This is a genomic window from Sporosarcina aquimarina, from assembly GCF_019748715.1.
GTDB classification, from domain to species: domain Bacteria; phylum Bacillota; class Bacilli; order Bacillales_A; family Planococcaceae; genus Sporosarcina; species Sporosarcina newyorkensis.
The window spans coordinates 65,618-91,581 of record NZ_JACLBZ010000012.1 but is presented as its reverse complement, the minus strand read 5'-3'; the positions used below and the strand labels follow the sequence as shown (position 1 = coordinate 91,581).

At 42.2% G+C, this 25,964-nt stretch carries 22 protein-coding genes; all 22 read left to right on the top strand.

Translation table 11 applies throughout. From position 1 onward, the window contains the following. Positions 1–24 precede the first annotated feature (24 nt). The 22 genes from dapA (at position 25) to cotE (ending at position 25,954) form a co-directional block, all read left to right on the top strand. Entirely contained in the window at positions 25–918 is an 894-nt protein-coding gene (gene dapA, locus H7J92_RS06255; protein ID WP_040758231.1) for a 4-hydroxy-tetrahydrodipicolinate synthase, read from the top strand. Positions 919–1,307: 389 nt separating this feature from the next. Continuing rightward, the gene (locus H7J92_RS06250) at positions 1,308–2,975 is read left to right on the top strand and encodes a ribonuclease J (RefSeq protein ID WP_040758229.1); all 1,668 of its coding nucleotides are present in this window, start codon (positions 1,308–1,310) and stop codon (positions 2,973–2,975) included. Positions 2,976–3,084: 109 nt separating this feature from the next. After that, a complete protein-coding gene (locus tag H7J92_RS06245) occupies positions 3,085–5,433 on the top strand; it encodes a DNA translocase FtsK (RefSeq protein WP_221836015.1) in 2,349 nt (782 codons plus the stop codon). A gap of 133 nt (positions 5,434–5,566) precedes the next feature. After that, positions 5,567–6,292 carry a GntR family transcriptional regulator gene (locus H7J92_RS06240; RefSeq protein ID WP_009497337.1) on the top strand — a complete coding sequence of 242 codons (726 nt, stop codon included), beginning with the start codon at positions 5,567–5,569 and terminating at the stop codon, positions 6,290–6,292. Positions 6,293–6,346: 54 nt separating this feature from the next. After that, entirely contained in the window at positions 6,347–7,435 is a 1,089-nt protein-coding gene (locus H7J92_RS06235; RefSeq protein WP_009497335.1) for a BMP family lipoprotein, read from the top strand. A 292-nt stretch (positions 7,436–7,727) separates the two neighbouring features. Continuing rightward, the gene (locus tag H7J92_RS06230) at positions 7,728–9,296 is read left to right on the top strand and encodes an ABC transporter ATP-binding protein (RefSeq protein WP_078817728.1); all 1,569 of its coding nucleotides are present in this window, start codon (positions 7,728–7,730) and stop codon (positions 9,294–9,296) included. After that, the gene (locus tag H7J92_RS06225) at positions 9,286–10,332 is read left to right on the top strand and encodes an ABC transporter permease (RefSeq protein WP_221836013.1); all 1,047 of its coding nucleotides are present in this window, start codon (positions 9,286–9,288) and stop codon (positions 10,330–10,332) included. Before H7J92_RS06230 ends, H7J92_RS06225 begins: the two co-directional genes overlap by 11 nt. A gap of 1 nt (position 10,333) precedes the next feature. Further along, entirely contained in the window at positions 10,334–11,287 is a 954-nt protein-coding gene (locus tag H7J92_RS06220; RefSeq protein WP_009497329.1) for an ABC transporter permease, read from the top strand. A 291-nt stretch (positions 11,288–11,578) separates the two neighbouring features. Beyond that, on the top strand, positions 11,579–12,853 hold the full coding sequence (gene yfmF, locus H7J92_RS06215; RefSeq protein ID WP_221836009.1) for an EF-P 5-aminopentanol modification-associated protein YfmF: 1,275 nt from the start codon (positions 11,579–11,581) through the stop codon (positions 12,851–12,853). After that, positions 12,850–14,145: an EF-P 5-aminopentanol modification-associated protein YfmH gene (yfmH, locus tag H7J92_RS06210; protein ID WP_221836006.1), complete on the top strand. Its 1,296-nt coding sequence runs from the start codon at positions 12,850–12,852 to the stop codon at positions 14,143–14,145. Before yfmF ends, yfmH begins: the two co-directional genes overlap by 4 nt. Further along, entirely contained in the window at positions 14,142–14,876 is a 735-nt protein-coding gene (gene ymfI / locus H7J92_RS06205) for an elongation factor P 5-aminopentanone reductase (protein WP_009497321.1), read from the top strand. The genes yfmH and ymfI overlap by 4 nt, the downstream gene beginning before the upstream one ends. 131 nt (positions 14,877–15,007) lie before the next feature. Continuing rightward, a complete protein-coding gene (locus H7J92_RS06200) occupies positions 15,008–15,802 on the top strand; it encodes a DUF3388 domain-containing protein (RefSeq protein ID WP_009497318.1) in 795 nt (264 codons plus the stop codon). A gap of 36 nt (positions 15,803–15,838) precedes the next feature. After that, positions 15,839–16,708, top strand: a complete 870-nt coding sequence (locus tag H7J92_RS06195; protein ID WP_050804631.1) for a helix-turn-helix domain-containing protein — start codon at positions 15,839–15,841, stop codon at positions 16,706–16,708. Positions 16,709–16,787: 79 nt separating this feature from the next. Next, positions 16,788–17,366, top strand: a complete 579-nt coding sequence (gene pgsA / locus H7J92_RS06190) for a CDP-diacylglycerol--glycerol-3-phosphate 3-phosphatidyltransferase (protein WP_009497314.1) — start codon at positions 16,788–16,790, stop codon at positions 17,364–17,366. A 16-nt stretch (positions 17,367–17,382) separates the two neighbouring features. Further along, positions 17,383–18,639 carry a competence/damage-inducible protein A gene (locus H7J92_RS06185; RefSeq protein WP_221835989.1) on the top strand — a complete coding sequence of 419 codons (1,257 nt, stop codon included), beginning with the start codon at positions 17,383–17,385 and terminating at the stop codon, positions 18,637–18,639. A 165-nt stretch (positions 18,640–18,804) separates the two neighbouring features. Then, the gene (recA, locus tag H7J92_RS06180; RefSeq protein ID WP_009497310.1) at positions 18,805–19,866 is read left to right on the top strand and encodes a recombinase RecA; all 1,062 of its coding nucleotides are present in this window, start codon (positions 18,805–18,807) and stop codon (positions 19,864–19,866) included. A 484-nt stretch (positions 19,867–20,350) separates the two neighbouring features. Continuing rightward, the gene (gene rny / locus H7J92_RS06175; protein ID WP_221835986.1) at positions 20,351–21,910 is read left to right on the top strand and encodes a ribonuclease Y; all 1,560 of its coding nucleotides are present in this window, start codon (positions 20,351–20,353) and stop codon (positions 21,908–21,910) included. 68 nt (positions 21,911–21,978) lie between these two features. Beyond that, on the top strand, positions 21,979–22,776 hold the full coding sequence (locus tag H7J92_RS06170; RefSeq protein WP_009497306.1) for a TIGR00282 family metallophosphoesterase: 798 nt from the start codon (positions 21,979–21,981) through the stop codon (positions 22,774–22,776). 92 nt (positions 22,777–22,868) lie between these two features. After that, positions 22,869–23,135, top strand: coding sequence for a stage V sporulation protein S (locus H7J92_RS06165; RefSeq protein WP_009497304.1), 267 nt, complete (start codon positions 22,869–22,871; stop codon positions 23,133–23,135). Between the two features lie 159 nt (positions 23,136–23,294). Beyond that, on the top strand, positions 23,295–24,842 hold the full coding sequence (miaB, locus tag H7J92_RS06160) for a tRNA (N6-isopentenyl adenosine(37)-C2)-methylthiotransferase MiaB (RefSeq protein ID WP_078817723.1): 1,548 nt from the start codon (positions 23,295–23,297) through the stop codon (positions 24,840–24,842). After that, a complete protein-coding gene (locus H7J92_RS06155; RefSeq protein ID WP_009497300.1) occupies positions 24,842–25,276 on the top strand; it encodes a YlbF/YmcA family competence regulator in 435 nt (144 codons plus the stop codon). The genes miaB and H7J92_RS06155 overlap by 1 nt, the downstream gene beginning before the upstream one ends. A gap of 120 nt (positions 25,277–25,396) precedes the next feature. Next, the gene (cotE, locus tag H7J92_RS06150; RefSeq protein WP_009497298.1) at positions 25,397–25,954 is read left to right on the top strand and encodes an outer spore coat protein CotE; all 558 of its coding nucleotides are present in this window, start codon (positions 25,397–25,399) and stop codon (positions 25,952–25,954) included. Positions 25,955–25,964 lie beyond the last annotated feature (10 nt).

Sequence of the window (25,964 nt, the reverse complement as noted above, 5' to 3'; positions counted from 1 at the left end):
TGAATAAGAAAAGGGATGATCAACGTGGAACTAGGAAATATAGGTACAGCAATGGTTACTCCTTTTTCTCCAGATGGTACCATCAATTATGAAAACACCGGAAAATTACTTGAACATCTAATCGCAAATGGGACAGATTCTATAATTGTCAGTGGTACGACAGGCGAATCGCCCACACTCACAGTTACGGAGAAAAGAGAATTATTGGATTTTGTCGTGAAAGTTGTGAATAAACGGGTGCCTGTAATTGCAGGAACAGGTACAAACAATACAGCGGAATCGATTGAATTGACGAAGGCTGCTGAGTTATCTGGTGCTGACGGCATCATGCTGGTGACTCCTTATTATAATAAACCGGATCAAAAAGGTATGTATGCGCATTTTTCAGCTATAGCAAAAGAAACATTTTTACCTATTTTACTCTACAATATTCCGAGCAGATCGATCGTCAATCTGCTGCCGGAAACGGTCATTGCGTTATCAGAAATTGCTAACATTAAGGCCATTAAAGAAGCGAGTGGAAGTCTTGAACAAATGGCTGCGATCATTGAAGGAACAGATGATGATTTCCAAGTGTACAGCGGGGACGACAGTATGACGCTGCCACTTCTCGCGATCGGCGGAAGAGGAATTGTCTCTGTTTCGGCTCATGTAGTAGGAAATGAAATGCAAAAGATGATCAAAGCATTTCAAAACGGACAGACGAAAGAAGCTGCAAAGCTACACCGTGCTCTATTGCCTGTATTCAGCGCCTTGTTTTCTTCACCGAATCCAATCCCTGTTAAATATGCACTTGAAAGGTTGGGTATCCCAACAGGCGGCGTACGTTTACCACTCATAGCAATGGACGCAAGTCAATCTGAGCTGATCGATTTGGCACTTGAAAATTTCAGTAAAACACAATCTGTTGCGGAATAAAGTAAAGCCGGATGATGAATCCGGCTTTTTTTGTTTGTACTAGAAGCCCACTATCTCGTATAATGGATTTTAGTCGTTGTGGACGGGAATATATTATAAGATGAGTTAAAGTTTTCATATCAATACTAGACAGCTCGCTAAGAGCAAAAGAAAACTTAGTTGATTGGAATGGAACGCGGTAAAACACAAAGAAGTGCTCACAATGCTTCGCTTATGCCAGTAATAGTGGCTCTCTGCTACAACTTATTCTCATTGATTAGCGTTAGAGAACCGTACAGGGAGCGAAGTAAATGAGGAGTGGTCCGCCTTCAACGGATATCAACGGAGCATATCTGTACGTTGTATGTAGATTTTATCTCATTATTTATAGATCATTAGGAGGAAACAATGTGACCAAAATACAAAATGAATTAATTAGAGTAATCCCGCTGGGCGGGGTAGGAGAAGTTGGTAAATCCATGTACGTCGTTGAAATTGACGACGAACTATTTATAATGGATTCAGGGCTGATGTTCCCTGAAAACGAAATGCTCGGTATCGACATCGTTATTCCGGATATGACCTACTTAGAAGAAAATAAAGATCGAGTTAAAGGAATCTTCTTGACTCACGGTCATGAAGATGCGATTGGTTCCATTGCGTACTTGTTACAAAAAGTACAAGCGCCTGTCTATGGAACAAAATTAACGTTAGCTCTCGCAAAAGAGCATTTGAAAAAGATGCCGGCACCTTCAAATGTGCGATTCTTTGAAGTGACCAATCGAAGCCGAATGAATTTCAAGCGTACACATGTAACATTCTTTTATACGACGCACAGCATTCCCGACTCATTAGGGATCGTCTTCCACACGAGTGAAGGAGCAATTGTCAATACGGGTGAATTTAAGTTCGATCAGGCAGCAAAGGGCAAATACCGTCCTGATATTGCGAAAATGGCGACGCTAGGTGAAGAAGGTGTCTTCATTTTAATGTCGGATTCGACGGAAGCAGAACGTCCTGGTTATACGACATCTGAATCTGTTATCGAAAAAAGACTATCCAAAACGTTCCATGAAGCGGAAGGGCGAATTTTGGTGGCATTATATGCATCGAATTTCATCCGGATTCAACAAGTTCTGGACCAAGCTGCTGCAAAGGATAAAAAGGTCGCTGTCATCGGCAAGAGCTTGGAAAGTTATTTTGAAGTGGGCTTGCGTCTAGGGTATTTGCAAGTAAAAGAAGACATCGTCGTTCCTGTAAAAGATTTGGATCGTTATGACGACCAAGATATCGTGCTCATCATAACAGGTAACCAGGGCGAGCCTCTTGAAGCGTTGGAGAAAATCGTCCGTAAGCATCACAAAGAAATTAATATTAAAGAGACAGATACAGTATTGATCACATTTACTCCGTCACCTGTCATGGAAATTTCCATGTACCAGATGATGAATGAATTGGCGAAGGCAGGCGCAACAGTTTTAACTTCAACTAGAAATGTTCATGTTTCGGGTCATGGTTCGCAGGAAGACTTGAAGATGATGCTAAATTTGATGCGTCCTAAATACTTTATTCCGATTCAAGGAGAATACCGTATGCTCATTGCGCATTCAAAATTAGCGCAAGAGGTAGGTTTGCCGAAAAACCGAATCTTTATCGCGGACAAAGGCGATATTGTCGAATTTAAAAACGATAAACTGAGAATGAGCGGAAGAGTGCAGGCGGGCAATGTCCTTATCGATGGCATCGGTGTAGGCGACGTAGGGAATATCGTGTTGCGAGATCGTAAACTGTTATCTCAAGATGGAATTTTCACTGTCGTCGTGACGTTGAACAGAAAACAAAAACGTATCGCTGCAGGACCTGAAGTCGTCTCGCGGGGCTTTGTCTATGTCCGTGAGTCGGAAGAGTTGTTTGAAGAAGCGACGAAGTTAATTCGCAAGATTGTGGAGAAATACGTTAGTAAGGAAACATTCGAATGGACAAACATTAAACAAGAGATTCGTGAGACGTTAAGTTCTTATTTATATCAACAAACGAAAAGACGTCCAATGATTATTCCAATCATTATGGAATACTGATCGATTGTTTCCGGATTTTTTGAGTTCGCTCGAAAAGCTTCCTTAAAAATCTACAGGATTTCCATGCCGCACAGGCTGGAAATCTTTTTTTCAGAAAGGGGGTAAGCTTATGGCGAAAAAGAAAGGGAAGAAAAAGACCACAGCCAAGAAAAAACAGCAGCAAAAGCAGCAAAGTTCAACGCAGCCGCTCTGGTTCGAAATTCTGGGTGTGGTATTGATTGGCATCGCCATCATCATGATATTTGAATATGGCGTTATCGGCAGAGGATTAGCAGCATTTGCCCGATTTTTATTAGGTAATTGGCATGCCGCCCTGCCATTCTTAATCATCATGCAGGCACTAATATTTATGATAAAAAGGCAAGTGGGGGGATATAAACATCGAATCGTGTTAGGCTGTTTGTTCATTTTAAGCAGCATGCTGTTATTCAGTCATATCCACCTTTTTCAAACGCTCTATGAAAGTAAGGTACTGATGTCCAATTCGGCCTTGAAAGAGACGTGGAAAGTCCTGGTGACAAGCGGTGGAATCTTCAATCAATCAGGAACGCTTGGTGGCGGTATGATCGGAGCTGTACTATTTGCGATGTTCCATTCGTTAGTGGACTCTGCAGGTGCGACAGTGGCGGGAATTCTTTTATTGCTGATCGGGATAATTCTGTTAACAGGAAAAGCACTGATTCCTTACTTAGTCGAGCAAACTCCTTTATTGATGGAGAAAATGAAAGAAAAGTGGACAGCACGAGAGAAAAAAGTCGTTCCGTCACCCGAAGAAAACAAAAAAGAATTGTCACGAAGAAACCGTAAGCAAAAGCCCAAAGCCGAAACTGTGGAACTTGCTGACGAAATGATACACAGTGAAGAGCCGGACGAACAACCAATCATTTCAACCTTCACTTCGAAAATCGAACAGGCACCTGTACCAGAGAGAGTGGAAACAAAAGCGGCGGACGCAAAAGCTTCAGCCTCAGCAGCGAATGAACAACCGGAAGGAACTGCTGATTATCCGGTGATGGGCGGAGAACAGGAAAATGAATCATATATTCTTCCGTCCACCAGTCTGCTTGAACCTCCCGTTGCGAGTGATCAGTCAGGTGACTATGACCTGATTCAAGCAAATGCTAAAAAGTTAGAAAAGACCTTTCTCAGTTTTGGTGTGAAAGCACGTGTGACACAAGTCCATTTAGGTCCCGCTGTGACAAAATATGAAATTTTGCCGGACTCCGGTGTGAAAGTAAGCCGTATTGTCAGTTTAGCTGATGATATTGCATTAGCTTTAGCGGCTAATGGAATTCGTATTGAAGCACCGATCCCCGGAAAATCAGCCGTAGGGATTGAAGTGCCGAATAATGCGGTCGCAATGGTCAGTTTGCGGGAAGTGTTGGAATCTAAAGAAAACAATCGTGCTCAGTCCAAATTACTTGTCGGTCTAGGCCGGGATGTAACCGGACAAGCGATGATGACGGAACTGAATAAAATGCCACATGTACTTATTGCCGGTGCGACAGGAAGCGGGAAAAGTGTCTGCGTCAATGGAATTATCATGAGCATTATCATGCGTGCAAAACCGCATGAAGTGAAAATGATGATGATTGACCCGAAAATGGTGGAGCTCAATGTCTTTAATGGCATCCCTCATTTATTGGCACCGGTTGTCACGGATCCCCGGAAAGCAGCACAGGCATTGCAGAGGGTGGTCTCTGAGATGGAGAGACGATATGAGTTGTTCTCTCACACAGGTACCAGGAATATTGAAGGATACAATAACCATATTGAACAATGGAATGAAGACCATGATGAAAAACATCCACGCATGCCGTATATCGTAGTCATTGTAGATGAGTTGGCGGACTTGATGATGGTCGCTTCCAATGAAGTGGAAGATGCCATCACACGCTTGGCGCAAATGGCTAGAGCAGCGGGTATTCATTTGATCATTGCCACGCAAAGGCCGAGTGTGGATGTTATTACAGGAATAATTAAAGCAAACATTCCTTCAAGAATTGCATTTGCCGTTTCGTCTGCAATTGATTCACGTACTATTTTGGATGGCAGCGGAGCAGAAAAGTTGTTAGGGCGAGGCGATATGTTATTTCTTCCGGCGGGTGCATCCAAACCGACCCGTGTGCAAGGCGCTTTTGTATCGGACGAAGAAGTCGAAGCAGTTGTGGACTTCATTATCGAACAGCAAAAAGCGCAATATCAAGAAGAAATGATCCCTACGGAAGTGGAAATTGTTCCACCGCATGAAGAAACAGATGATTTATATGATGAAGCGGTCCAGATGGTTGTAGAGATGCAAACAGCTTCTGTTTCAATGATCCAGCGCCGTTTCCGGGTAGGCTATGCGCGTGCTGCTCGTATAGTGGATCAAATGGAAGCGCGAGGAGTAGTAGGACCGCCTGAAGGCAGTAAGCCAAGACAAGTCATGATTGGAAAATCAGATCTAGAATCTTGACGTAAAATTGTTGAAATCGACTGAAATATAGAATTTTATTCGTAAGCTTAACTAGATATTTCCTTCTTCTTAAGAAGATGATATAGTTAGGACAGAACGTAATCAGATGTCTGACGTCTGGGGAGGTGGCTAAATGTTCGTGAAGAAAGATCCGCGACATTTATATGTTCAGGTCATCGAGCGATTAAAAAAAGATATAGAATCTGGGCTATTTCAAGAACATGAACGGCTTCCCTCAGAAGCGAAATTATCAGAGTTACTGGGGGTTAGCCGTGCGACACTGCGCGAAGCGCTAAGGGTACTGGAAGAAGAGAAAGTGATCTTCAGAAAGCATGGAGTCGGCACATTCGTCACTTCACAGCCTATGGTGTTGTCAGGAATTGAGCAGCTTTCAAGTATAACGACGATGATCCACAATGCGAATATGGAGCCTGGCACCATTGTTCAAAATTTGTCTATCATCCCATTGACTGAAGAGTTAACTGAACGTTTTAAAACAAATGATAAAAAGATTGTCCAAATCAAACGAATTCGAACAGCAGATGGTGAACCTGTTGTATATTGTGTGGATCACGTGCTGTTGGAATGTTTGCCGGACGGTTTAGAAAGTCAGCTCGACGCATCATTATTCGATACAATTGAGCGGTCCGGAATGACCCGGATTGGACAGGCTGTAGCTGAAATAGAGCCGATTAGCTATCATCCGGAAGCGTTTAAAGCGCTATCTTGTGATACCTCTCAATCCCTTTTATCGCTTTCCCAAGAGCATTTCAGCGAGGAAGGGAAAATGGTTCTTTATTCTGAGAACTATTTTCGTGCAGATAAATTCAAGTTCCATGTAGTGCGAAGAAGGGTATAAGACGTATAACGTCCTGATTTCATACCAAAATTATCAAAGGGGAGGTCATTATTGATGAAGAAAAGAAAATTTGGTTTGGCCATGTCTTTGGTTTTAGCCGCAGGTACGATGTTGGCAGCATGCGGTTCAAACGATAAGGACAATAATGACGCAGGGGAAAAACCTGCAGCCGGAAATGATACCGAAAAGAGTGAATTCTCGATTGCCATGGTTACAGACGTTGGCGGGGTAGATGATAAATCGTTTAACCAGTCAGCTTGGAAAGGCGTCAAAGAATTTGGGGAAGAACAAGGTTGGGCAAAGGGAACTGGCGGATTTGATTATCTTCAGTCTACAGACCCAGCGGATTACACAACTAATTTGAACAACTTGGCTCGTCGTGACTTTAATTTAATATTTGGTGTAGGTTTCTTGATGGAGGATGCAATCGCTGACATTGCAGCACAGCAAAAGGATACTGAATTTGCTATTATCGATGGTGAAGTAGACGCTCCAAACGTCACAAGCATTCTTTTTAAGGAACAAGAGGGCGGATACCTTGCTGGAGTTGCGGCTGCATTGATGACAAAATCAGATAAAATTGGATTTATCGGCGGTATGGATATTCCAGTAATTGAGCGCTTTGAAGCTGGTTTCTTGGCTGGAGTTGCAGCAGTAAAACCAGAGATCAAAGTAGATACTAAATACACTGGGGCATTTGATAAAGCAGAACTTGGTAAAGCAGAAGCTAGCCGTATGTATTCTTCCGGCGTTGATATCATTTTCCACGCTGCCGGCGGTACAGGTAACGGTGTATTCTCTGAAGCGAAAGAACGTAAACAAGCAGATAAAGATGCATATGTTTGGGTAATTGGAGTGGACTCCGATCAGTATGACGAAGGTAAAGTTGGCGATGATAACATCACTTTAACTTCAATGCTGAAACGTGTTGATGTCGCAGTTAAAGATATTGCTCAACAATCTATGGATGGTAAATTCCCTGGTGGCGAAACGAAAGTTTACGGTCTCCATGACAACGGTGTGTCACTTGCTGATTCACGCGGTGCCATTCCACAAGATGTGCTAGATCAGATTGATGAATATGCACAAAAGATTGCTGATGGCGAAGTAGAAGTACCTGAGTTCGTAGAAAAGAAGAAATAATCTTCTGAATAAGATAGAGGCCGGTTTATTGTCCGGCCTTTATTTGATTAAAGTTTGTGAAATAAAGGCTCCTTGATTATTGTACTGGAGCTTTTATTTTATTAATTTTATATTGAATTGAATTTGCATACAGTTTGGCGAAAAGACGACTTGTACGAATAGTAGTAGTGGTAACGCTTACAGATTCATTGTTCTGCAATCGCCTTATACGTGAAGTTAAATCTTAGGAAGAAGCTAATGAACATTCTGCTTTGTGCTCTTGAACTCTATTACTGGCAAGGAAGTGATTGGATTGGATTATGTAATTGAAATGCTGGATGTCTCGAAAAAATTCGGAAACTTCTATGCTAATGACCGCATTACACTGCAACTTGAAAAAGGTGAGATCCATGCACTCTTAGGAGAGAATGGAGCTGGTAAATCCACGTTAATGAATGTGTTGTTCGGTTTGTATCAGCCAGACGGTGGTGAAATTCGTGTAAGAGGAGAAAAAGTAGCGATTACCGATCCGAACGTGGCCAATGATCTTGGGATTGGAATGGTTCACCAGCATTTTATGCTCGTTGAAAACTTAACGGTCACAGAAAACATTATTTTGGGAAGCGAACCGACTAAATCCGGTATGCTCAATATTAAAGATTCCGCTAAAAAGGTAGCGGAGATTTCAAAGGCATATGGGCTGGATGTAGATCCTCATGCGAAAATAGAAGATATATCGGTTGGTATGCAACAACGGGTGGAGATCTTAAAAACTCTTTATCGGGGAGCGGATATTTTAATTTTTGATGAGCCGACAGCTTCACTGACTCCTCAGGAAATTGAAGAGCTTCTCAATATTATGCGCAAGCTCGTTGCGGAAGGTAAATCCATCATTATAATCACTCATAAATTGCAGGAAATCATGAGTGTCTCAAACAAAGTAACCGTCATTCGTAAAGGAAAAGGAATTGGGACTGTCATTACAGCAGAAACGAATCCGGAAGAATTGGCGACGCTGATGGTCGGTCGGCAAGTGACTTTCAAGACTGAAAAAGGACCTTCTAATCCAACAGAAGAAGTATTGAAAGTGGAGGACTTGGTTGTCAATGATTATCGCGGGGTTGCCAAGCTAAAAGGGCTCAACCTCTCCGTACGCCGAGGTGAAATTGTCGGTATTGCCGGGATTGATGGCAATGGACAGTCTGAATTAATCGAAGCTATTACAGGGTTAACGAAAGTGAAGAGTGGTAAAGTCTTGATTAATTCTGTAGATGTTACGAACAAAAAACCAAGAAAAATTACAGAAACAGGAATTGGTCATATTCCGCAGGATCGTCATAAACATGGCCTGATACTGGATTTCTCAGTCGGTTATAATGCCGCATTACAATCCTATTATCATGAGCCATTTTCAAAAAAAGGAATAATGAATTATAAAGAAGTGAATGAAAAGGCTAAAAGTCTAATTGAAGAATTTGACGTAAGAACTCAAGGCGTAGACGAATTGGCAAGAGCGTTGTCCGGTGGAAACCAGCAGAAATTGATCATTGGTCGTGAAATTTTGCGTAACCCAGACTTGCTGATCGCTGCTCTGCCTACAAGAGGCTTGGATGTCGGAGCCATTGAGTTTATTCACAGACGTCTGATTGAACAGCGTGACAGTGGTAAAGCTGTTCTTCTCATAACCTTCGAGCTTGATGAAGTAATGAATGTGTCAGATCGAATTTCTGTCATCTACGATGGAACAATTGTGGGCACTGTGACACCGCAAGAAACAAATGAACAAGCGTTAGGCTTAATGATGGCGGGCCATTCGAAAGATGCGGTATCGAAAGAACAGATAGCTGCTCGGAAAGATGGTGATGAACATCATGTCGAATAAAATGATAAATATATTGGTTCCAGTGATATCTATTATTTTAGGACTGTTAGTTGGCGCTGTTGTGATGCTCATCAGTGATTACAACCCAGTTACAGGCTATATAGCATTGTGGAATGGGATCTTCGGGGATTCTTATGTAATCGGTGAAACGATCCGTCAGATCAGTCCTTATATTCTTGCCGGATTGGCAGTCGCTTTCGCATTCCGGACAGGTCTTTTTAATATCGGAGTAGAAGGACAGTTGATTGTCGGCTGGTTTGCGGCTGCCTATGTCGGAATGGCGTTTGAACTACCTAAAATCATTCACTTACCGCTTGCGTTATTAGCGGCTGCAGTTGCAGGAGCGTTATGGGGGCTGATCCCGGGTATTTTAAAAGCAACTTTGAAAGTGCATGAAGTTATTGTGACGATCATGATGAACTATATAGCGCTGCATGTAGTCAATGCATTGATAAAAACCATTTCCGGCGGTGGGTTCAAAACGGATAGGATCCATGAAACAGCATCACTGCGATCTGAATTTTTGTCCAACCTGACCGATTACTCTACATTGCATTATGGAATTTTTGTGGCCTTAGCGATGGTTGTCGTCATGTGGTTTATTTTAGAGAAGACAAAGTCTGGATATGAATTGAAGTCAGTTGGGTTTAACGAAAATGCCTCTCAATACGCGGGGATGAATGTTAACAAAAACATCATTTTAGCGATGGTTATTTCAGGTGCATTTGCCGGTTTAGGCGGTGCGATGGAAGCACTTGGAACATTCGGTAACATGTCCTCTATGGGTGGCTTTACGGGCATCGGTTTTGACGGAATTGCCGTAGCGCTTTTAGGTGCGAATACGCCGCTTGGAGTTATTTTCGGAGCTACATTGTTTGGTTCATTGAAATACGGAGCAAACAACATGCCGAATGCTGCAGGGATTCCAGTAGAAATTGTTTCGATCATCATAGCACTAGTTATTTTCTTTGTTGCCTGCGGGTATATTATCCGTGTCGGATTAATTCGTTTACGTAATAAGAAGGAGGCGAAGTAAGATGTTAGATGTGTTATATTTCATCGTACCTATAACGATTGCTTCTGCCGCCCCTCTTATATTTACAGCAATTGGCGGTGTGTTTTCTGAACGTTCTGGTGTAATTAACATCGGATTGGAAGGTCTTATGGTTATGGGCGCGTTCATCGGGATTCTATTTAACTTATTTTTTGCAGAGTCTTTAGGTGCTTGGACCCCATGGATCGCCTTGCTGGTAGCCATGCTGGTATCCGCTTTATTTGCTACATTACATGCTGTAGCGTCTATTTCATTCCGTGCAGATCAAGTAGTATCAGGTGTAGCGATTAACATGCTTGGTCTCGCAATTGCCTTATTTTCTGTTAAAATGATTTTCGGTAAAGGACAGACGGATTTCATTCAGGAGAAAATTCCGAGATTTAACATTCCGTATTTGCAAGATATACCAATCATCGGACCGATGTTTTTTAAACTGGTATATGGTTCTTCGATCATAGCGATTGCTGTAGCATTTATTGCTTGGTTCGTTATTTACAAAACACCATTCGGCTTGCGTTTGCGTTCTGTAGGTGAGCACCCTATGGCAGCAGATACGATGGGAATCAAGGTGACGAAAATTCGCTATATTGCAGTGATTATTTCGGGTGGACTTGCGGGAATCGGCGGTGCAGTCTATTCACAGACTATCACAAATGATTTCGGGCATGCTACGATAAATGGACAAGGCTTCATGGCGCTTGCCGCAATGATTTTTGGTAAATGGCATCCGCTTGGTGCTATGGGAGCCGCTTTATTCTTTGGTTTTGCACAAGCATTGGCAATCAGTTCGTCGAGTATTAAGATTTTAGCTGATATACCAGCTGTTTATTTCCATATATTCCCTTACGTCTTGACGATCTTGGCGCTTGCTGGATTTCTTGGGAAATCTAGCGCACCGAAATCGCTTGGTAATCCGTACATTAAAGGTAATCGATAATAGTTACGAAAAGCTATCTGGGGAAGCCACTCTTCAGATAGCTTTTCTAGGTTTGTCGAGGCTGAACGGCGCTCTCAGCACTTGGTTCATCCGGCTTCGAGCGCCAGCCTCTCGGGGTCGTTTCAGAACTGCCAAAAAGGCAAGGAGCGCCTTTCTGTCATTTCTTCCAACGCCTGTCGAGGCTAACCGGCGCTCTCAGCACTTGGGGTTGCGTTTTATTTTCTATTTCAAAAGCTAAAATGTATAGTGAGGATAGGAATTCATATAATAAGGTAAACGAGAGGTGTTTGTATGTTCAATAAAATAAAGTTACAAGACGGCGTTAATTTGTATATACGAAAAACTGAACAATTTAAAACAGTGAATGTCACGATTAAATGGAAGGCTCCGTTAGAACAGAGTGCTGCTTCGGAAAGGACAGTGCTTGCGAATGTATTGGAAGAGTCTAATGAGAAATATCCTACGCAAATTGCGATGCGTAAAGCGTTAGATGAGCTATACGGTACTGTGTTGTATACAGACGTTTCCAAAAGAAGCTCTCAGCACATCGTTTCTTTGTTTGCTGAATGTGTGAACGATGAGTTTTTTGCAGGTGAAGACGTTCTTAAACAGCTTTTCGAACTTATCCGTGCGGTCGTTTTCGAGCCAAAAGCTTCAGAAGATGCATTTGATCAAACGGTTGTAGAAAGAGAAAAGCGTACAGTACGTGATCGAATCCGTTCAGTTTACGATGACAAGACAAGATATGCTCAAAAGCGTATGCTGGAAATCATGAGACCGGATCAACCGGCTTCTATCTCCGCCTACGGTACAGAAGAAGCTGTTTCTGCTATCACCAATAAAAGTCTTCATCAAGCGTATGAAGACATGATTCAGCATGACTTGATCGATATTTATGTAGTCGGAGACGTGGATGAGCAAGATATTGTCACGAAAATTAAAGAATCCTTGCCGTTCAAGGCTCGTAAGGTGAATGAACGGCTTGAAGAAAAGCATGCAAATACTTCTGAAGACGTAAAAACCGTCAGAGAACGTCAGGATATGAAACAAGGTAAGCTGCATTTAGGCTTTAGTACGCCAGTGACATTCCGTCATCCGGATTACAATAAAATGCAAGTGATGAACGGAATTTTTGGCGGCTTTGCGCATAGTAAATTATTTATGAATGTACGTGAAAAAGAAAGTATGGCGTATTACGCAAATAGTGCGTTTGCTTCCCAATATGGTATTGTCTACGTGACAGCAGGAATTGATGCAGAACTTGAAGAAAAAGCAGTTCAATTAATTGTTGAGCAGTTAAAGGTGATGCAGCAAGGTGATATAACAGAGTTGGAATTGAACCAAACGGTTGCATTGCTAGAGAATAGTATTCGCAGCTCCAATGATTCTGCACGCAGTCAAATTGAAATATATGACCAATATAAAGAGTTAGACGAGAATTTCACTGCAGACGAACTGATCAGCAAATGGCATTCCGTTACATTGGAAGACGTGAAGGAAATGGCGAACACGATCCAGTTAGAAGTGGTCTATCTGTTGTCAGGCAAGGAGGATGATTCCAAATGAAAGAAGTAGTATTTGATGAATTACAAGAAAAAATTTATACAGAAACATTAGAAAATGGTTTGAAAGTGGTCATTCTACCGAAACGGGGTTATTCTAAAACATTTGTGACGTTCACAACAAAATACGGTTCAATTGATAGAACGTTCAAACCGCATGGCAAAAACGAATTCATAACAGTGCCTGACGGGATTGCACATTTTCTTGAGCATAAAATGTTTGAAAAAGAAGATGGCGATGTGTTCCAGAAGTTTGGTCTAAATGGAGCATCTGCAAATGCTTACACGACCTTTGGAAGGACTGCATATTTATTTTCAGCAACGAATAAAATCAAGGAAAATACTGAAGTGCTTTTAGATTTTGTCCAAGAACCTTATTTCACTAAGGAGACCGTGGATAAAGAGAAGGGGATTATTGCCCAGGAAATTACGATGTATGACGACCAACCGGATTGGCGTTTATACTTCGGTACAATAGAAAATCTCTATAAAGAGCATCCAGTGAAAATTGATATTGCAGGAACAGTAGAATCGATTCAAGATATTACGGCAGAGCATTTATATACGTGCTATGAAACCTTCTACCATCCGTCCAACATGTTGCTATTCATTGTAGGGGCAGTTGATCCTGAAGAAATGATGGCTTTCGTTAAAGAAAACCAATCTAAGAAATCCTTTGATCAGCCTGAGCCGATCGAACGCCAATTTCCAACTGAAACAAAAGGAGCGGATATTCCGAAACGCACGCTTACGATGGATGTATCAAAGCCGAAGCTCAATGTAGGCATGAAATGTACATCTACAGACCAGCAGGGTCAAGAGATGCTTGAGTCTGAGCTATCTGCCAATTTAGTGTTGGACAGTTTATTTGGGCGTACTTCTCCGTTTTATGAAAAGGCATATGAAGAAGGTTTGATTGATGAATCATTCTCTTATGAGTTTTCCATGGAAGAGGGCTATGGATTTGCAATGGTCGGATCAGATACGGAGGAGCCTGAACGATTAGAGAAGTTAATTCGTCAAACGATTCAAGATTCGAAAGAATACTGGCCTGTCAAAGAGGAAGATTTAGAGAGAATGCGTAAAAAGAAAATCGGACAGTTTATGCGTTCACTGAATTCTATAGAATTTATTGCTAATCAATATACTCGCTATGAGTTTAACGAAATGAATTTATTCGATGTAGTGCCGACGTTGGAAAAGCTCTCTATGGATAAATTGAAGCAAGCCTTTTCTATGTTTTCGGATGACAGCAGCTATACAGTATTTGAAGTAAAGCCAGCAGACAACAAATGAACGAAGCGCGTTTTGCACTCGTCTTAGGGGCATCAGGTGGGATAGGGGAAGCGGTTTGCCGACAGTTGGCGGCCGCTGGTTGGTCTCTTTACTTACATTATAATTCCAATAAGCAACAACTGGCTTTATTGTTGAAGGATTTGCAAAAGGACTATCCTAACCTAGAGTTTCTCAGTGTGCAGGCTGATTTTAGATCAGAGCAGGCGGCTGCTGAGCTAGCCTCGAAAATACAAGGATTACAAGCAATTGTCGTGGCAAATGGGCAAGCGGTCGTTAAGTTATTGTCCGATACGACGGATGTGGAAATGGCTGAGTTATGGAGGGTGCATATGCAAAATCCCGCTCGGCTCGTTTCCTTATTATCTGCTAAGTTGCGTAAACATACGGTCTCTTATGTGCTGTTTATTGGGTCGATCTGGGGCAGCGCAGGTGCTGCGGGAGAAGTGATGTATTCAGCGGTCAAAGGTGCACAACATGCTTTTGTTAAAGCGTACGCCAAAGAAGCCGCTTATTCAGGTGTCCGGGTTAACGCCATCGCACCTGGCTGGATCGATACACGGATGAATCAGGAATTTTCATCAGAAGAACGGCAAATGGTCTTGGAACAAATTCCCTTGCTGTCGGTTGGTACTCCGCAAGAAATAGCGAATATGGTCGAATTCTTGCTCAGTGGAAAAGCCGATTATATGACGGGAGAAATCGTTCAGATCAACGGCGGCTGGTATATGTGATCTCGAGAGAGAAGGACGGTTCGTGAAGTCCTTTTCTTTTTTTCTTTTCTTCACTCCGGCTATCCGTTATTATAGAACTAAGTGCAGACTTATGCGTCCTATATAAAGAAGTCAAACGAGGAGAGTGTCGAATGGGAGAATGGTATGTCGAATATGAGATTCAAGTCAATCGGCCCGGCTTGCTTGGAGATATTGCTTCCCTGCTCGGCATGTTGCGAGTGGATATTGTCACCATCAATGGAGTAGATGGCAGATATCGCGGTATGCTTGTACAAACGGATCACGACCAGCAAATTAAACGCTTTGAATTAATTGCTTCCACTATGGATACGATTGTAATCCATAAAATCAGGGAACCTAAATTGAGAGATGTGTTGGCTGTGCGTCACGGACATTATATCCAGCGCGGCACGGATGATCGGAAAACGTTTCGGTTCATTCGAAGTGAACTTGGGATTTTAGTGGACTTTTTAGCCGAAATTTTTAAGCAAGAAGGTCACAAGCTAATCGGTGTACGCGGGATGCCACGTGTAGGTAAAACGGAATCAGTGGTTGCGGCTAGTGTGTGTGCGAATAAAAAGTGGGTGTTTTTATCTTCCACTATGATCAAACAAACCGTGAGAACGAGTATGATGGGCGAAGAATTTTCAAGCGATAATATCTTTATCCTGGATGGAATTGTGACTCGAAAATCATCGGATGAACGTCATATGCAATTAGTGCGTGAAATGATGAGTTTACCTACGATAAAAGTGGTAGAACATCCAGATATGTTCGTGAAGCAATCCGAGTACACAATTGATGACTTTGATATCATTATTGAATTGCGGTCTAGTGTCGATCAAGAAATTACATATGAGATTCTGGAGAAAAACGACCAGATGTCTGATCGCGGTTCAATGGGCGGATTTAATATGTTCAACTAAAGTAAAATGACTTGACGAATTAGGTAGGTGTTAAAATTGACCGGATTAGGTGCTCGCTTGAAAGAAGCGAGAGTAGCGAAAGGGTATACGTTGGATGATTTACAGGGAATCACAAAAATCCAAAAACGTTATCTTTCGGGAATTGAAAGTGAAGATTATAGTATGATGCCCGGTACATTCTATATCCGTGCTTTTATCAAACAATATGCGGAAGCAGTTGATTTGGATGCGGATGAAATGCTGGCTCTCTATAAAGAGGAGTCAGGCGATACTCCAGAAGAAGAGCAAGAAAATATTGCGCCGCCGACACTTCAGCGCAGCGGCGGACTAAAGAGTAACAGCAAGTTAAAAGAAATCATGCCTAAAGTGATTGTAGCTTTGTTCATTGTGATGATTATCGTCATTGTGTACATTTTATTTAGAGAAAAAGCTGCAGAAACACCATTAGAAAAAGATACACCAACGCAAAATGTTCCACTGATAAAAGAAACACCAGGGCAGCCAGATACTGAGAAACCGGTTGACGAAGATAAGAATGCTTCTGAGGAAACACCAGAGGAGCCGGAAGAGCCGATAGAAGAAACAGAACAGCAGCTGGAATTGGAGTCCAGCGCCGGAGAAACTTCCACTTTTACGTTATCTAATTCTGCTGAGTTGAAGTTGGTCATTAAAACAACGGGCGATTCTTGGATTTCCGTTACCGATCAGTCCGGTACAGAAAGAATGCCAGCGCCTGGAGGTAGAATTATGACTGCCGGCGAAACCATTGAAATTGATGCAACTGAAGCGGTAAGTGTGCGAATCCGGGTAGGACGGACAAATTCTACAGAACTGATCGTGAATGATCAAGTGCTCGAATATCCGAATGAACGTCTTACTCAAAATATTATTATTAAAAAACCGTAGCAAAATAGTCATCCCTTGAGATGACTATTTTGTTATTCACAAGAAATTATGACGCTACAGCTGGAAAGGTGGAATTTTTATGAATTTGCCTAATAAAATCACGTTATCAAGAGTATTGATGATACCGATTTTTATCGTTTTCATGGCAGTTGATTTTGGGTGGGGAATTATTAAAATCGGCGGAGTAGAACTACCGATTGAACATTTAGTGGGCGCGATTATTTTTATTATAGCCTCAACGACAGATTGGCTCGACGGTTATTTAGCAAGAAAAAATAACTTAGTAACCAATATGGGGAAGTTTTTAGATCCGCTTGCGGACAAGTTACTCGTTTCCGCAGCATTTATTTTGTTGGTTGAGATGGGAACAGCACCTGCATGGGTTGTAATTATCATTATAAGCAGGGAGTTTGCAGTGACCGGTCTTCGATTAATCTTGGCTGGCGGTGGCGAAGTTGTAGCTGCGAATCAGTTAGGGAAAATAAAGACGGTTACACAGATCTTGGCTATTTCATTTCTACTATTACACAATATATTCTTTGAAGCGATCGGCGTTCCATTCGGTACAATTATGCTGTATATCGCGCTGCTATTTACCATTTGGTCTGGCGTAGATTATTTTATTAAGAATCGTAAAGTGTTAGTGGAGTCAATGTGAGGAGTGGAGTGTATTCATGAAAGCTGAAATCATTACAGTAGGTTCAGAGCTTTTATTAGGACAAATTACGAATACCAATGCAAAGTTCATCTCTGCTAGATTGGCTGAAGCGGGTATCGATGTATATTATCATACCGTCGTAGGGGATAATCCAGAACGTCTGGCTCAATCCATAAGACTTGCACAACAACGAGCGGATATCCTCATTTTCAGCGGTGGGCTGGGACCAACGAAAGATGATTTAACAAAAGAAACGATTGCTCGTGAACTGGGGCGAGAACTGGTTTCTGATGAAGAAGCACTGGAGACGATTAAGCAGTATTTCAAACAAGTCGGAAAAACGATGACTGAAAATAATAAGAAGCAAGCTCTTGTTCTAGCTGGCGCGACAGTTTTGCCGAATCGTCATGGCATGGCACCGGGAATGGGAATTGAAAAAGATGGCAAGCAATATGTTTTATTGCCTGGTCCTCCTCATGAGTTGGAGCCGATGTTTGAGAATGAAGCCATACCTTATTTATTAGGTGTCTATGGCAAACAAGATATCATCTTTTCTAAAGTTTTAAAACTGCAGGGGATTGGAGAATCTGAATTAGAAGTTCGTATTCAATCATTACTGGAAAATCAAACAAATCCTACTATTGCCCCGCTTGCTTCACCGGGCATGGTCAAGTTGCGAATCACGGCAAAAGCGAAATCGGAAGAAGAGGCTGAGCAATTGATCTTGCCGGTAGAACACCAAATACGTTCTATCGTGGGCGAGTATATATACGGAGTCGATGAGGATACATTGGCATCGAAAACTACTGAACTTTTACTGCAAAACGATTGGTCTATTTCTGCTGCTGAAAGCTTAACTTCGGGTATGTTTATGGCAGAACTGGGATCAGAGCCTGGAATTGGCAATGCTTTAAAAGGCGGTGTTGTAGTTTATAATAAAGAGATGAAAATTGAACAGCTCGGTATTTTGCCGTCCCTACTCGAATACCACGGAATCGTCAGCTCGGAATGTGCAGAAGCTTTGGCTGAAAGCGTTAGAGAACGATTTGCTACTACATTTGGTGTCGGACTGACAGGTGCAGCCGGACCAGAACCACATGACGGTGAGCCGCCAGGAACTGTCTGGATCGGCATTGCAACTGAAGGTATGGCGACTGAATCTTATAAGCTGCAATTATCCGGCTCGCGCAATTCAAATCGTAAGCGTTCCGTGCAGTTTGCATTGCATTATTTAATACAGAAAATGAAAGAGAAAAAAGAATTGAAGTATTGATTTTTGAGGTCGATTTCTCTGTTGAAAATTAATTTCGCCTCGGTTATACAGACTGTTTTTCAATTTCCGGCAACAAATTATCGAATACGCGTTCGTTTATTTGTTGTGTATTCTAACGAAAAAAGGTATAATAGAAATAGATAAAGAGTTGAGGAGGAATTTTAATTGAGCGATCGTAAAGCGGCTTTAGATATGGCATTAAAACAAATAGAGAAACAATTTGGTAAAGGTTCTGTTATGAAACTTGGAGAGAAAACTGACCGTCAAATTGACACTTCATCTTCCGGGTCATTGGCGTTGGATGCAGCACTCGGAATAGGTGGCTATCCACGCGGACGAGTGATTGAAGTCTACGGACCTGAAAGTTCAGGTAAAACGACAGTTGCTTTGCACGCTATCGCAGAAGTTCAAGCGAATGGCGGACAAGCGGCTTTCATTGATGCAGAGCACGCGCTTGACCCTGTGTACGCGCAAAAACTAGGCGTCAATATTGACGAATTGCTATTGTCTCAACCAGATACGGGCGAGCAAGCCTTGGAAATCGCGGAAGCTTTAGTACGCAGTGGCGCTGTAGATATTATCGTAGTAGACTCGGTTGCTGCGTTGGTTCCTAAAGCTGAAATTGAGGGTGAAATGGGAGACGCGCATGTCGGTTTGCAGGCACGTTTGATGTCTCAAGCATTGCGTAAACTTTCCGGTGCAATCAATAAGTCCAATACGATTGCAGTATTTATCAACCAGATTCGTGAAAAAGTCGGTGTCATGTTCGGTAACCCTGAGGTGACTCCTGGCGGTAGAGCGCTTAAATTCTATTCTTCTGTGCGCCTTGAAGTGCGACGTGGAGAAGCGATTAAGCAAGGAAACGACATTATGGGGAATAAGACTAGAATCCGGGTAGTGAAAAACAAAGTAGCACCGCCTTTCAGAACAGCAGAAGTCGATATTATGTACGGTGAAGGAATTTCAAAAGAAGGTGAAATTCTAGATCTAGGTGCAGAATTAGAAGTTGTCCAAAAAAGTGGTGCTTGGTATTCTTACGAAGGCGAGCGCCTAGGCCAAGGACGAGAGAATGCGAAAATATTTTTGAAAGAAAATCCACAAATGCGTTCGGAAATCGCGAGTAAGATTCGGGAAACATACGGCTTGGACAAAACCGATTATGTTATTGCGGCTCATGATGAAGAGGACGAGTTAGAAGAGCTTCTCTTGATTCCTGACGAAAAATAATTTTGCAGCTAGAGTCCGCCAATGAAAATTGGCGGATTTTTTCTGCTCCATTATCTAGCCTATTCCCTAGATTCATATGAAAGGAAAGAAGCATCGCGGCGCAACTATTGCAAAATAGTTCAGAACCCCCTTCAATTTCCTTCATCATTCCTTGACACAATAAAAATACAACTATACAATTAAAGTGGCGTATTATATATGCCCTACATTGATCAAACCAATGAATTGTTTTTTTGGCAGTATGTTGATTTTAACTTAATTCAGCAAACAATTTGCTCATCTAAAAAGCAGTAAACTGAATGCCAAACAGTCCCGAAACAGCAGGCTTATACCTGTTGGATTAAGTTAGTGCCTTCGGCGTTTTCACAGTTAATAGGGACATTACTTATCCAGTAAAATTGGTGATGTGAACACAGCCGCCATGGCAAAATTGATAATACGAGCCGACTGAAAAGAAAAGAATAAGCAGGAGGAGGTGACCTCAATGGGTGTTGAAATACTCATCTCCGTTTTGCTAAGTCTCATCGTCGGTGCAGTTGTTAGCTTTTTTATATTGAAAAATGTGAACGATTCAAAAGTGACTGGTGCCAAGCAAACAGCGAATCAAATCGTCGAAGAGGCGAAGCGTGAAGCGGAGTCAGTGAAAAAAGAGGCACTATTAGAAGCGAAAGATGAAACTCACGAACTGCGAATTGAAGCGGAAAATGAAGTCCGTGAGAGAAGAGCGGAATTACAGAAACAAGAAAACCGTCTCTTACAGCGGGAAGAAAACCTTGATCGCAAGGATGATGCGCTCAATAAACGAGAAGCGAGTCTAGAACGCAAAGAAGATGCGCTTTTAGAAAGACAACAGCATATTGAACGAATGGAACGCAAAGCGGAAGAACTTGTTACCGTTCAGAAGACCGAGCTTGAAAGAATTTCTTCCCTTACAAGAGATGAGGCGAAACGTATCATCTTGGAAGATGTGGAGGATGAACTATCCACTGATATTGCGGTCATGACCAAAGAATCCGAACTGCGGGCAAAAGAAGAATCCGAACGTAAAGCGCGGGAAATTCTGTCCCTAGCATTGCAACGATTTGCAGCAGATCATGTTGCAGAAACTACAGTTTCGGTCGTCAATTTACCAAATGACGAAATGAAAGGCCGCATTATCGGTAGAGAAGGAAGAAATATCCGTACACTTGAGACTTTGACGGGCATCGATTTAATCATCGATGATACACCGGAAGCAGTCATTTTATCAGGATTTGATCCGATACGGAGAGAAACAGCTAGATTAGCGCTCGAGAAACTTGTACAGGATGGAAGAATACATCCTGCGCGTATCGAAGAAATGGTAGATAAGTCTAGAAGAGAAGTGGACGAGCTAATTCGTGAAAAAGGTGAACAAACTACTTTTGACGTAGGCATCCACAACTTACATCCGGATCTTATCAAAATACTGGGACGTCTGCATTTCCGTACAAGTTATGGCCAGAACGTCTTGAAACACTCGATTGAAGTAGCTTATTTATCAGGCTTACTAGCGGCAGAACTCGGAGAAGACGTAACCCTCGCAAGACGAGCAGGCTTGCTGCATGATATCGGAAAAGCAATCGATCATGAAGTAGAAGGCAGCCACGTTCAAATTGGCGTGGAGCTGGCAACGAAATATAAAGAACATCCAGTGGTTATCAACAGTATTGCTTCACATCATGGTGATGAAGAAGCGACTTCTGTCATTGCCGTACTTGTCGCTGCAGCAGATGCACTTTCAGCCGCAAGACCGGGTGCTAGAAGTGAGACATTGGAGAATTATATTAAACGTCTGCAAAAGCTTGAAGAAATCTCCGAATCGTATGAAGGCGTTGAAAAGTCATTTGCAATCCAAGCGGGACGTGAGGTTCGTATCATTGTCCGTCCGGAGCAAATCGATGATATTACAGCACATCGTCTAGCGCGAGATATTCGAAAACAGATCGAAGAAGAATTGAACTATCCTGGGCATATTAAAGTAACGGTCATTCGGGAGACCCGTGCAGTAGAGTATGCGAAATAAAGAATAACTAAGTAAACAGCTTCCGGTTCGATTGGAAGCTGTTTTCATTTTGGAAAGAGGTTTTTTTGATGAAAGTAATTTTTATTGGGGATATTGTAGGGTCGATGGGGCGAGAAATGGTAATAGATTATTTATCTCGCCTGAAAAGAAAATACCAAGCAGATGTGATTATTGCAAATGGTGAGAACGCAGCTTCCGGAAGAGGGATTACGAAAGCAATCTATCATGATCTATTGCATGCAGGCGTGGATGTGATCACGATGGGTAACCATACATGGGATCAAAAAGAGATTTTTGATTTTATTGATGAGGTCGATTATTTGATACGCCCCGCTAACTTTTCGGAGCAAGCACCCGGCAAAGGCATGACCACAATAACCAAGAATGGTGTAACGCTTTCGGTTATTAATTTACATGGCCGAACATTTTTACCTCCCCATGACGATCCGTTTACCAAAGCGGATGAATTGGTAGAAGAAGCTCTAAATTTATCTCCATTAGTCTTCGTCGATTTCCATGCGGAAGCTACAAGTGAGAAAATTGCTATGGGCTGGCATCTGGATGGCAAAGCATCTGTTGTAGTCGGCACACATACCCATGTGCAAACTGCAGATGACCGAATCTTACCAGGTGGCACAGCGTATTTGACAGATGCAGGGATGACTGGACCATATGATGAAATACTGGGCATGAGAAAAGAAGACGTACTCTATCGCTTCCATACAAATTTACCTACTCGATTCGAAGTTCCGAAAAAAGGAAGACCGCAACTCAATGGCTTATTTGTGGAACTGGATGACAAGACAGGAAAAGCTCTTAAAATCGAACGAATCCGGATTAACGAAGACCATCCATTCATAAACTAATCTGAATGGTGTCTAAATCCTCTTTACCTATCATAGGATGACTTATGGAATACACTCTTTCCATAGACATTGCAAAATAAGGAGGAAATATCGTGAGTCCCTTGAAAGTATCTTCCCGATCAAATCCGAACTCTGTAGCAGGTGCGTTAGTTGCTGTGATTCGTGAACAAGGCTATGCAGAAATCCAGGCAGTAGGAGCAGGTGCATTAAACCAAGCAATCAAAGCAGTTGCTATTGCAAGAGGATTTGTCGCGCCAAGCGGTGGGGATCTAATTTGCGCCCCTGCCTTTACTGATATCGAAATCAATGGGGAAGGGCGGACTGCGCTTAAACTTCTCGTTGAAAAAAAGACTCGTTAATAGAATTTCCAGAAGATCATGGCTAAGTCGCCATGGTCTTTTTTTCATGACAAACAAGCAACAATTTGGCCCTTTACTGTCATATCCGCCAAAAGTTCAGTATAATAACATCATGTATGCTTATTTCCCGATAAGTAATAGAAAGGGGCTACTGCAATAATGAATGAAGAACAGCGCTTGCAAGCTGGACTCGCAACAGAAGACGCGCCATCAGGCAAAACAACTGAAAAAGACTATAGTAAATATTTTGAGTCTGTGTATAGTGCACCTTCTCTGAAGGATGCAAAAAAACGCGGGAAAAAAGAAGTGGAATATCACGATAATTTTCAAATAGAGCAACGTTTTAAAGGTATGGGTCAAGGACGTAAATTTTATATCCGTACGTACGGCTGTCAAATGAATGAACACGATACAGAAGTAATGGCCGGTATTTTCATGGCGCTCGGCTACGAGGCAACTGATACCGTAAAAGACGCAGATGTGATCTTGCTTAACACGTGCGCTATCCGAGAAAATGCAGAAAATAAAGTGTTTGGTGAGTTGGGACATCTAAAACCATTGAAACTGGAACGCCCCGATTTATTGATTGGCGTCTGTGGTTGTATGTCACAAGAAGAATCAGTAGTGAACAAGATTCTTAAGACTTACGACCAAGTAGACATGATCTTTGGTACGCACAATATCCACCGCCTGCCGCATATCTTGCACGAAGCGTATATGTCAAAAGAGATGGTCATTGAAGTGTGGTCAAAAGAAGGCGATGTCATTGAGAACTTGCCGAAAGTACGTCATGGCAAAATCAAGGCGTGGGTCAATATTATGTACGGCTGTGACAAGTTTTGCACATACTGTATCGTGCCTTATACCCGTGGGAAAGAACGTAGCCGCAGACCGGAGGATATCATTCAAGAAGTCAGACAGCTAGCAGCGGAAGGCTATAAAGAAATCACATTACTCGGTCAAAATGTCAACGCGTATGGTAAAGATTTTGATGACATTACGTATCGTCTAGGCGATTTGATGGATGATCTTCGAAAAATCGATATCCCGAGAATCCGCTTTACGACGAGTCACCCGCGAGACTTTGATGATCATTTGATAGAAGTGCTTGCAAAAGGCGGCAACTTGGTTGATCACATTCATTTGCCTGTACAATCAGGGTCTAGTGACATGCTGAAAATTATGGCTCGGAAATACACACGAGAAAGTTATTTAGAGCTCGTCAATAAAATCAGAACAGCTATCCCGACAGCTTCACTGACAACGGATATTATCGTAGGATTTCCAAATGAAACAGATGAGCAATTTGAGGAAACCATGTCGCTTTATCGCGAGGTAGGTTTTGATATGGCCTTTACGTATATTTATTCTGCACGTGAAGGGACGCCGGCTGCGAAAATGCAGGATAACGTACCGATGGAAGTGAAGAAAGAAAGACTGCAGCGCTTAAATAAGCTTGTGAACGACATGTCTGCAGAAGCAATGAAGCCTTATAAAGGACAAGTTGTGAAAGTGCTTGTGGAAGGCGAAAGTAAAAAGAATCCTGATGTGCTTGCAGGTTACACTGAGAAAAGCAAATTGGTGAATTTCAGAGCTCCAAGATCTGTGATTGGCGAGATTGTTGAAGTTCGAATCAAAGAAGCGAAAACATGGTCACTCGATGGTGAATTCATCGGAGTAGTTAAAGAAGAAAAGGTGATGTCATAATGGAAAAACTATATACAAAAGACGAAATCATTGCTAAAGCACGAGACTTGGCACATATGCTTGCGAACACGGAAGAAGTGGAATTTTATAAACGTGCAGAAGCACAAATTAACGAAAACCAAAAAGTGCGTGAAAAAATAGCAAGCCTGAAATCGCTTCAGACACAAGCTGTGAATTTCCAGCACTATGAAAAAGAACGTGCACTAAAGAATATTGAAAAGAAAATCGAACAAGTACAAGGGGAGATCGATGAAATTCCATTGGTTCAGGAATTCAAACAATCTCAAGTTGAAGTGAACGATTTGCTTCAGCTCGTTTCAAATACGATCGCTAACAGCGTAACAGATGAGATTATCGAATCTACAGGCGGCGATGTATTACGCGGCGAAACAGGTTCATACGTTGAAAATACAGCACGCAAATCACTTTCCTAATAAAAAATGTCGGCTAAGGAGAAATTCCTTGCCGATTTTTTTCACTTTCTGGGCTGCTGTTGCATAGGATGGATAGAAGCCTAAGAAGGAGGAAGAAAACTGAAAAACTTACGACAAATTGTGACGAAAGCTGTTATTGCCAAAGGGAAGCATCGATCGGATTCTACTGTAACGTTAAAGCCGCCAAATCGCCCTTCCAGCATTTTGGGTTGCTGGGTGATCAACCACACGCATCAAGCGAAGAAGGTTGGAAACCATGTAGAAGTGACAGGGAGCTTCGATGTAAATGTATGGTACTCTCATCACGATCATTCCAAAACGTCGGTCTTTACTGAGTCCATACCATACAAAGATAAAATTGCTCTGCATTATCGAGATGAGCCTACGTCAAGCAAAGAAGAGACGATCGTAACGGTATTGCAACACCCGAATTGCACGGAAGCGAGTATTTCGGAATGTGGCCAGAATTTCTCCATCTCAATTGAAAGGGAATTGCTTGTTGAAATGGTAGGAGAAACGAAAGTATCCGTGACGATTCATCCTCATCCATATGAAGAAGAGTGGCCGATAGCTGAAGCAGAATCATCTTCTGTTGTGATGGAAGATAAAAAGGCCAATGAACCGCATGCTAAAGAGCCGTCACCTCATCCAGTCAGAAGAAAAGATTCACCCTTTTAAAAGCCGGTTT